This is a genomic window from Pseudomonas sp. P5_A2_2, assembly GCF_054177685.1.
The window spans coordinates 1-1,717 of the sequence record NZ_JBGCUL010000931.1 but is presented as its reverse complement, the minus strand read 5'-3'; the positions used below and the strand labels follow the sequence as shown (position 1 = coordinate 1,717).

At 59.9% G+C, this 1,717-nt stretch carries 1 protein-coding gene and 1 pseudogene; both read left to right on the top strand.

What is annotated here, in order from left to right; translation table 11 throughout:
- On the top strand, positions 1 to 1,124 hold a 1,124-nt coding region (locus ACXRVY_RS27455; RefSeq protein WP_458238775.1), incomplete at its 5' end, for an ABC transporter substrate-binding protein.
- Positions 1,124 to 1,717: pseudogene (locus ACXRVY_RS27450) on the top strand (peptide ABC transporter permease); the annotation flags it as partial. The gene ACXRVY_RS27455 and the pseudogene ACXRVY_RS27450, both read left to right, overlap by 1 nt.

Here is a 1,717-nt window from a genome sequence, read left to right as displayed (position 1 = left end):
GTCGTGGCCTGTACAACTTCGATCACTTAAGCATCGAATACTTCGGCGATACCGACGTGGCGCGCCAGGTGCTGCGCGGTGGCGCCTATGACTACAACCGGGAATTTTCCGCCACCGCTTACTCCATCGGCTACGACAGCCCGGCCCTGAGCGACGGTCGCCTGCAAAAAGCCCACCTCGCCACCGCGGCACCGCAGCCGGCCCAGGGTTTTGTGTTCAATCTGCAAAAGCCCATGTTCCAGGACCGTCGCGTGCGCCAGGCGCTGGCGATGCTGTGGGACTTCGAGTGGAGCAACCGGCAGATGATGCGTGACATGTACATCCGCCAGCAGAGCTTTTTCTCCAATACCGATCTTGCGGCCCGACAACTGCCGGATGCGGGTGAGCTGGCGATTCTCGAACCGCTGCGCGGGAAGATTCCCGACGAAGTCTTCACCAAGGTGTTCGAAGCGCCGAAGACCGATGGCAGCGGCGTGATCCGCGACAAGCAACTGCAAGCCCTGGACTTGCTCGAACAGGCCGGCTGGAAACCCGATGGCGACCAACTGGTCAATGCCGACGGCGAGCCGTTGAGCTTCACGTTCCTGATCAGCCAAAACGGCATGGACCGTCTGCTGTTGCCCTATAAACGCACGTTGAAACAGATCGGCATCGACCTGAACATCCGCCGCATCGACTCCTCCCAGTACGTCAATCGCCTGATGAGCCGCGACTACGACTTGATCGTCACCGGCTACCCGGTCACCACATCTCCGGGAAACGAACTGCTCAATTATTTCGGTTCGGCGGCGGCCACCGACCCGGGATCAAACAACTACATGGTGTTGAAGAACCCGGCAGTGGACACCCTGATCACCGGGCTGATCCATGCCAATACCCAGGCTGACATGCTGCATTACGCTCATGCCCTGGACCGGGTGCTGCAATGGAATTACTACTGGATTCCCAACTATTACCCGCCAGGCACCTCGACGGTCTGGTGGAATCGCTTTGGCATCCCGAACGTGCAGGCGAGCAATGACGAAGCCATCGAGAGCTGGTGGGAGATGAGCACCACGCCATTGACCAACCAACAGATGACGGCCGAGCGTATCAGCCGTGGCAAACCCGGAGGGCCGCACTGATGTGGGCTTACATATTGCGGCGCCTGCTGCTGATCATTCCGACGCTGGTGATCATTCTTCTGGTCAACTTTGTCATCGTCCAGGCCGCACCGGGCGGGCCGGTCGAACAGGCCATCGCACACCTGCAAGGCATTGGCGGCGCAGCAGTTGGCGGCGGCGGTTCCGGCGAAGCCATGAGTGGCAAGTCCAGGGCCAGTCGCGGGCTCGATCCGCAGCTGATCAAGGACATTGAAAAACAGTACGGCTTCGATAAACCGGCACACGAACGCCTCTGGCTGATGCTCACCAGCTACGCACGCCTGGACTTCGGCAAGAGCTTCTTTCGCGGCGCCACCGTCACCGACCTGATCCTCGAAAAAATGCCCGTGACCATTTCCCTCGGGCTCTGGGCGACGCTAATCACCTATCTGGTGTCGATTCCCCTGGGCATCCGCAAGGCCGTGCACCATGGCAGCCAATTCGACATCTGGAGCAGTACCGCGATCATCATCGGCTATGCCATGCCGGCGTTCCTGTTTGCGATGTTCCTGATCGTGGTCTTTGCCGGTGGCACTTCGCTGAACTGGTTCCCGGTTCGCGGACTGGTCTCGGAC